We start from the raw sequence: 6,955 nt of genomic DNA, 5'->3' as shown, positions 1-6,955 counted from the left end.
GTCTGCCGGAAGGGCACGGCGTGTGCCGGGCACGTGCGCGTGGCGGCCACCGCCGGGTGCCGGCACGTGCCCGGCGGGTGGCCGCCGCACGCACGTGGGAGTGGTGGGCACGTGGGCGGGGTGGGCGTGCGGGTGGCTGACAGCGGCCGGTCCGGTCCCGGTTCGGGTCTGGCACGCGCGTGTGGTCGGTGCGTACCTCCCGGCTTCCCGCCGGTGCCCGCACTGGCGGGAAGCCGGGGGGTGCGCGGCTCTTGACCGCGGGGGCGCCTCTGGCCTGATATGAGACCGGGTCCCCGCCGTGCGCGGCCGGGGACAGGTGAGGGTCGGGCGCCGTCGGGCGGGAGGCGAGGTGCGAGAGCGGCACGCGTACCGGGCAGCCCGTCGCGCCCGGGAGTTCGAGGCGTTCGTCGCGGGCGCGGCCGGGCGGCTGCTGCATGCCGCCACCCTGCTCACCGCGGAGGCCCCGGACGACAACCCGCGCGCGCGGCGCCTGCTGACCCTGTCGCTGGCCCACACCTTCGCGCGCTGGGACGGGCTGCGCGGCGAGGATCCCTACGACCGCACCCGCCAGTACCTGGCCACCCGCTTCGCGCGCGGCGCCTGGCACCACCACGGCGGGCTCGTCCGTTCCCGCCCGCACCCCGCGAGCCCCCTGGCCGTCCTCACGCCGCAGGAGCGGCTGATCATCGTGCTCAGGCTCTACGAGGGTGTCGCCGAGGAACAGGCGGCGGCCCTGCTGGGCCTGTCCCCGGAGCGCGTACGGGCCATCTGCCACCGGGCGACGACCACGCTGCTGCGCCGCCCGCGGGATGCGGCCCCGGCCGTGCAGGCCGTGAAGGCGGTGCCGTCATGAGACGACCCGCCCGCGGCGGCACCCCGCACCGCGACCGGAGGCGGACATGAGCGGGAACGACCGCGAGGCGGCCGTACGGCGGCTCCTGGAGCGGGCGCAGCGGCCCCTGCCGCCCGAGATCCACCCGGAGGCGGTTCGCCGGGGCACCCGCGTACTGCGGCGCCGGGCACTGGCCCGCCGCACCCTGTGGCTGCTGCTGTTCGCGGCGGCCGTGGCGTTCGCGGTGTGGGCGCTGACGGCCCAGCCGTGGGTGGAGCCGCCGTCGCACACGACTCCACCCCTCACCGGCTGGTGACCCGGCCGGCGCCCTGACTATCCGAGCGCCTGCTGCAGGTCCTCCAGCAGGTCGTCGGCGTTCTCGATGCCGACGGACAGCCGCACCAGGTCGGCGGGGACCTCCAGGAGCGAGCCGGCCACGGACGCGTGCGTCATCCGGCCCGGGTGCTCGATCAGCGACTCGACGCCGCCGAGGGACTCGCCCAGCGTGAACACCTTGGCGCGGTTGCAGACCTCGACGGCCGCCTCCTCGCCGCCCTCGACCCGGAAGGAGATCATGCCGCCGAAGGACTTCATCTGCTTGGCGGCGACCTCGTGGCCGGGGTGCTCCGGCAGACCCGGGTAGAGCACGCTGGTCACGCGCGCGTGGCGGGTGAGCATGTCGGCGACCTTGGCGGCGTTCTCGCTGTGCCGGTCCATCCGTACCGCGAGCGTCTTGGTGCCGCGCAGCACCAGCCAGGAGTCGAAGGGGCCGGCGACGGCACCCATCGCGTTCTGGTGGAAGGCCAGTTCCTCGCCGAGTTCGGGGTCGCTGACGACGAGGGCACCGCCGACGACGTCCGAGTGGCCGCCCATGTACTTGGTCAGGGAGTGCACCACGACGTCCGCGCCGAGGGCCAGCGGCTGCTGCAGGTACGGCGTGGCGAAGGTGTTGTCGACGACGAGCTTCGCGCCCGCGTCCCGGGCGACCTGGGCGACGGCGGCGATGTCGGTGATGCCGAGGAGCGGGTTGGAGGGGGTCTCCACCCACACGACCTTGGTCTTCGGGGTGAGGGCGGCCCGCACGGCGGCCGGGTCGCTCGTGTCGGCCACCGACCACTCCACGCCCCAGCGGGCGACGACCTTGGCGAAGAGGCGGAACGTACCGCCGTAGGCGTCGTTGGGGATGACCACGTGGTCGCCGGGGCTGAGCAGCGTGCGCAGCAGGCAGTCCTCGGCCGCCAGCCCGGACGCGAACGCGAGGCCGCGGCGGCCGCCCTCCAGGGCGGCGAGGTTCTCCTCCAGCGCGGTCCTGGTCGGATTGGCGCTGCGGCTGTACTCGTAGCCGCCGCGCAGGCCGCCGACGCCGTCCTGCTTGTAGGTGGACACCTGATAGATCGGCGGGACGACCGCGCCCGTCAGGGGGTCGGCGGTGTTGCCCGCGTGGATCGCGAGCGTCTCGAAGTGCTGACTGATGTGCCTGTCGCTCATGGGCACCGAGGGTAGTGCGCCGACGCGTCACGTGCCGGAGCACGAGGCCGCCCGCGCCCCGGCCCGGGTTCTCCACAGGGCGGCGGGCGGAGCCCGGCCGGGTTTTCCACAGGTTCGCGGACCAGGTTGGCCAATTGTCGGCGCGGTCTGGTTCGCTTGTGGCATGGAGATTCTCTGGGTCCTGCTCGCACTGGTCATGCTGGGCTTCGTGCTGCTCCCGTTCCTGCGGCGCGGGCGCGGTGCGATCGGGCTGGTCTCGCCCGACCACCCGGACGCCGCGGACCCGGCCAACTACGGCTTCGTCCGCGAGGAGGAGCTCGACATCCGCATGCCCGGCCCCGACCAGGACCTGATGGACGTCCTGGACGTGGTGCAGCGCACGCAGGACCACCGCGCGGCCCAGCAGCTCCTCGCGGGCACGGAGACGGAGGGCGAGCGCCGCTGGCAGCGCGTGCAGGCCTTCGCGGGGGCGGCCTCGCTGGAGCTCGCACAGCGGCCCGGCGGGGTGGGCCAGTCGCCGGGCGGGCAGTGGCTGCGGGTGTGGCGGGCGGAGGCCCCCAAGGACGCGGGCGGCGCCGCGGTGCACGCCGAGTTCCTGGTGCAGCAGGCGTGGCGGACGGCGTCGCCCGGCACGGACGAGTTCCGGATCATCATGGAGGAGGCGAGGGCGGCGTGCGGCGACGCGGCGCTGCTGGCCCCGGGCGATCCGATCCCGTACATCGTGGAGCTGTCCGTGGCCCGCGGCCTGGGCTACTCCCAGAAGGACTTCGAGCAGCTCTGGCTGAAGATCCTGGACCGCGCCCCGAACCACATGGGGGCGCACCTGGCCGCGCTGCACTACTGGTGCGAGAAGTGGCACGGCTCGCGTGAGCAGGCCTACTCGTTCGCGGAGGCCGCGGCGGCCCGGGCCCCGCAGGGCTCCCTGCTGGCGGCGATGCCCCTGTTCGCGGTGTTCGAGCACCTGCCCGAGGTGACGCTGGTCAGCGGCTTCTGGCAGACCGAGGTCGTCACGAAGGCGGTGCACGGCGCGCTGCACGCGGTGCACTCGGCGCGCCCCGACGACCCGATGCTGGCGCACGTGCGCCACCTGCTGGTGTACTTCCTGGTCCGCGGCGAGCGCTGGTCGGAGGCGATGAGCCAGCTGGTCCACATCGACGGGCACGTGGGCGCCCTGCCCTGGACCCTGTCCGCCGACCCGGCCGCGGAGTTCGCGGTGTACCGGGCGCTGGCCGTGGCGGGCTACGAGGCGAACGGCGGCAGCCCGGCGAACCTGCCGCACTGAGGCCCGCTGCGGGCCGGTTCCGCGCCGGAATTCCGGAAGATGGGGCCGGGTTGAACAGGACGCCGCCCACGCGTGGGCGGCGTGCCCTCACCGGAGACCGCCGGGAAGAGGGCCACCGACCGCTGGAGGCCGCATGTTCCTGTACAGCCGCACGCCCCGGCTGCCGACCCGCGAGCAGGCCCTGGCCGGCCGCCCCGAGCCGCTGTTCACGCTCCCCGGCCGCCACACCGTCCTCGGCAACCCGCTGCTCGGCCCCTACCCCGAGGGCCTGGAGACCGCCGACTTCGGCATGGGCTGCTTCTGGGGCGCCGAGCGCGTGTTCTGGCAGCTCCCGGCCGGTGTCTGGACGACCCTCGTCGGCTACCAGGGCGGCCACACCGAGCACCCCACGTACGAGGAGGTCTGCTCGGGGCTGACCGGCCACACGGAGGTCGTGCGGGTGGTGTACGACCCGGCGGTGATCTCGTACGAGCGTCTGCTGAAGACGTTCTGGGAGTCCCACGACCCCACGCAGGGCTTCCGCCAGGGCAACGACGTGGGCACGCAGTACCGCTCCGCCGTCTACACGCACAGCGCCGGGCAGGAGGCCACCGCCAAGGCGTCCCGCGCCGCCTACCAGCGGGTTCTGACGTCATCCGGCCACGGGTTGGTCACCACGGAGATCCTCCCGGCCCAGGACCGCCCCTTCTATCCGGCCGAGGCGCACCACCAGCAGTACCTCGACAAGAACCCGGCCGGTTACTGCGGCATCGGCGGCACCGGTGTCTCCTGCCCGATCGGCGTGGCCCGGGCCGAGGGGTGAGCCGGCGGGGGCGTGGAGAGCTTCGGCGGTGGGCCGGCGGGGGCCGTGGAGGGCACGGTGTGTCACTTGAGGCGCGGGCACCCCATAAAGTGCCCTCGTGACTGCGCCCCTGAGTTCCTCCAGATCCCGTATCGCGCTACGGATATCCGCGCGGGTGTCCGCTGAGTTGCTGCTGGTGTTGGCCGGGCTGGCCGTGGCACTGTGGTTGCTGGGCCGCATGTGGTCGGTGGTGTGGCCGCTGGTGGTAGGGCTGCTGCTGACCACGCTGACCTGGCCCGCCGCCCGGTACCTGCGGCGGCGCGGCTGGCCGCCCGCGCTCGCCGCCTCGGTGGTGACCGTGCTGTTCCTGCTGGTCGCCGCGGGTGTGGTGGCGCTGATCGCCGTGCCGGTGGCGTCCCAGTCCGGGGAGTTGTCCGACGGCGTGGTCGAGGGCATCCAGCGCCTGCGCGAGTGGGCCGCCGGGCCGCCGCTGAACATCGGGGACGCCCAGATCGACAAGGCCTTCGACTCCGCGGTCGCCCGGGCCCAGGACGGGCTCGGCAGCATGGTCGGCGCCGTCGTCACGGGGGTGAGCACCGTGGTCAACGGGGTCGTCACCGCCGTGCTCGCGCTGTTCCTGATGTTCTTCTTCCTGAAGGACGGCCCGCGCTTCCTGCCCTGGCTCGCCCGCCAGCTGCCCGGTCGGCTCGCCACGGACGTCCCGGTCGTGTGCGCGCGGAGCTGGGACACGCTGGGCTCCTTCGTACGGTCCCAGGCGGCCGTCGGCCTGCTCGACGCCGTCCTGATCGGCCTCGGCCTGTGGATCCTGGGCGTCCCGCTGGTGCTGCCGCTGGCGGTGCTGACCTTCGTCTCCGCGTTCGTGCCGATCGTCGGCGCCCTGTTCGCCGGTTTCGTCGCGGTCCTCATCGCGCTGGTCTACAACGGCCTGACGGACGCGTTGATCGTGCTGGCCATCATCGTCGTGGTGCAGCAACTGGAGGGGAATGTCTTCCAGCCCATGATCCAGAGCCGCGGCCTCGGTCTGCACGCGGCCGTCGTGCTGCTGGCGGTGACGCTGGGCGGCAACGTCGCCGGCATCGTCGGCAGCCTGCTCGCCGTGCCCGTCGCCGCGCTGATCGCGGTGGTGTGGAGCTACGTCCGCGAGCAGCTCACCGACCCGCCGCCGGGACCGGGTGAGGACGATCCGGACCTCGCGGGACCCGTCCCGTCGTAGCCGTGTCCGCGGGCGGCCGGGCACGCCGCGCCGGGCGGAGGCGGCCCGCGGGTTACGGTCGGCGGCATGAACCGTGACCGCCCCGGGTGGCGCCGGTGCCTGCTGGGCGGCGCGCTGTTCGCCGTGTGCATGGCCGGCACCACGCTGCCCACCCCGCTCTACCCCCTCTACCAGGAGAAGTTCGGCTTCTCCGAGCTCACCGTCACCGTCGTGTACGCGGTGTACGCCTTCGGTGTCATCGGTGTGCTGCTGCTGGCGGGCAACGCCTCGGACGCCGTGGGCCGCCGGCCGGTGCTGCTGGGGGGCCTGGGGTTCGCCGCGGTGAGCGCCGTCTGCTTCCTGTGCGCGACGGGTCTGGGCTGGCTCTACGCGGGACGGCTGCTGTCGGGCCTGTCGGCCGGCCTGTTCACCGGGGCCGCCACGGCGTACGTGATGGAGCTGGCCCCCGCCGGGGGTGCCTCCCGGGCCACCTTCGTGGCGACGGCGGCCAACATGGGCGGACTGGGCTGCGGCCCGCTGCTCGCCGGGCTGCTCGCGCAGTACGCCCCCTGGCCGCTGTACCTGCCGTTCGCCGTCCATCTCGTCCTGGTGGCCGCCTCGGCCGCCGCCCTGCTGCGCCTCCCGGAGACCGTGCGGGAGTCGCGGCCGCCGCGCACGGTACGGCCGCGACGGCCCGCCCTGCCCGCTCAGGTGCGCCCGGTGTTCGGGCCGGCGGCGACCGCCTCGTTCGTGGGGTTCGCGCTGTTCGGGGTGTTCACGGCCGTCAGCCCCGCGTTCCTGGCCGAGTCGCTGGACCTGCGCGACCACGCCGTGAGCGGACTGGTCGTCGCGCTGGCCTTCTTCTCCTCGACGGCCGGGCAGTTGGTGGCCGGACGGGTGGGGGTGGCGCGGTCGCTGCCGCTGGGCTGCGCCGGGCTGCTGGCCGGGCTCCTGCTGCTGGCCGGCGCCCTGCACTGGGGCCTGTTCGCGCTGGTGGTGCTGAGCGCGCTCGCCGGCGGGGTCGGGCAGGGGCTGGCGTTCCGCGCCGCGCTGTCGGCGGTGGCCGGGGCCTCGCCGGGGGACCGGCGCGCGGCGGTGATCTCGACGCTGTTCGTGGTGGCGTACGCGGGGATCTCGGTGCCGGTGATCGGGGTGGGACTGCTGGCGGGCCCGATCGGCCTGGAGGGGGCCGGGCTCGTCTTCATCGCGTGCATGGGCGCCCTGGTCTCGGCCGCCGCCGTGTACCTGCTGCGGCGGCCGGTCCGGGCGGCGGCCTGAGCACGGCGGCTGACCCACCCGGCGGACGCGACGCCCTGCCCGCCCACACCACGCGGCGCGACCGCCCCCACCGCACGCACA

7 protein-coding genes are annotated in these 6,955 nt (G+C 74.4%); 6 read left to right on the top strand and 1 reads right to left on the bottom strand.

Going from position 1 to position 6,955, the window contains the following annotated elements; genetic code table 11:
* Positions 1 to 349: 349 nt before the first annotated feature.
* Both RIN80_RS12520 and RIN80_RS12515 read left to right on the top strand, forming a co-directional pair.
* Positions 350 to 853 carry a sigma factor-like helix-turn-helix DNA-binding protein gene (locus RIN80_RS12520; protein WP_309095646.1) on the top strand — a complete coding sequence of 168 codons (504 nt, stop codon included), beginning with the start codon at positions 350 to 352 and terminating at the stop codon, positions 851 to 853.
* A 46-nt stretch (positions 854 to 899) separates the two neighbouring features.
* Positions 900 to 1,148 (top strand): hypothetical protein, encoded by a 249-nt coding sequence (locus RIN80_RS12515; protein WP_309095645.1) that lies wholly within the window; start codon positions 900 to 902, stop codon positions 1,146 to 1,148.
* 17 nt (positions 1,149 to 1,165) lie between these two features.
* On the opposite strand, the gene RIN80_RS12510 is transcribed toward RIN80_RS12515, so the two are convergent.
* On the bottom strand, positions 1,166 to 2,320 hold the full coding sequence (locus tag RIN80_RS12510) for a cystathionine gamma-synthase (RefSeq protein ID WP_309095644.1): 1,155 nt from the start codon (positions 2,318 to 2,320) through the stop codon (positions 1,166 to 1,168).
* A 163-nt stretch (positions 2,321 to 2,483) separates the two neighbouring features.
* Between RIN80_RS12510 and RIN80_RS12505 the strand changes: the two genes are divergently transcribed.
* From RIN80_RS12505 to RIN80_RS12490, 4 genes are all read left to right on the top strand, one after another.
* On the top strand, positions 2,484 to 3,602 hold the full coding sequence (locus RIN80_RS12505) for a hypothetical protein (RefSeq protein ID WP_309095643.1): 1,119 nt from the start codon (positions 2,484 to 2,486) through the stop codon (positions 3,600 to 3,602).
* A 133-nt stretch (positions 3,603 to 3,735) separates the two neighbouring features.
* Positions 3,736 to 4,404, top strand: coding sequence for a peptide-methionine (S)-S-oxide reductase MsrA (msrA, locus tag RIN80_RS12500; RefSeq protein ID WP_309095642.1), 669 nt, complete (start codon positions 3,736 to 3,738; stop codon positions 4,402 to 4,404).
* Positions 4,405 to 4,501: 97 nt separating this feature from the next.
* Positions 4,502 to 5,617, top strand: a complete 1,116-nt coding sequence (locus RIN80_RS12495; protein WP_309095641.1) for an AI-2E family transporter — start codon at positions 4,502 to 4,504, stop codon at positions 5,615 to 5,617.
* Positions 5,618 to 5,683: 66 nt separating this feature from the next.
* Positions 5,684 to 6,874, top strand: a complete 1,191-nt coding sequence (locus RIN80_RS12490) for an MFS transporter (protein WP_309095640.1) — start codon at positions 5,684 to 5,686, stop codon at positions 6,872 to 6,874.
* Positions 6,875 to 6,955: the final 81 nt, after the last annotated feature.

Source organism: Streptomyces sp., assembly GCF_031181705.1.
In the GTDB taxonomy this organism is placed as follows: domain Bacteria; phylum Actinomycetota; class Actinomycetes; order Streptomycetales; family Streptomycetaceae; genus Streptomyces.
This window is presented reverse-complemented; position numbering and strand designations above follow the sequence as displayed.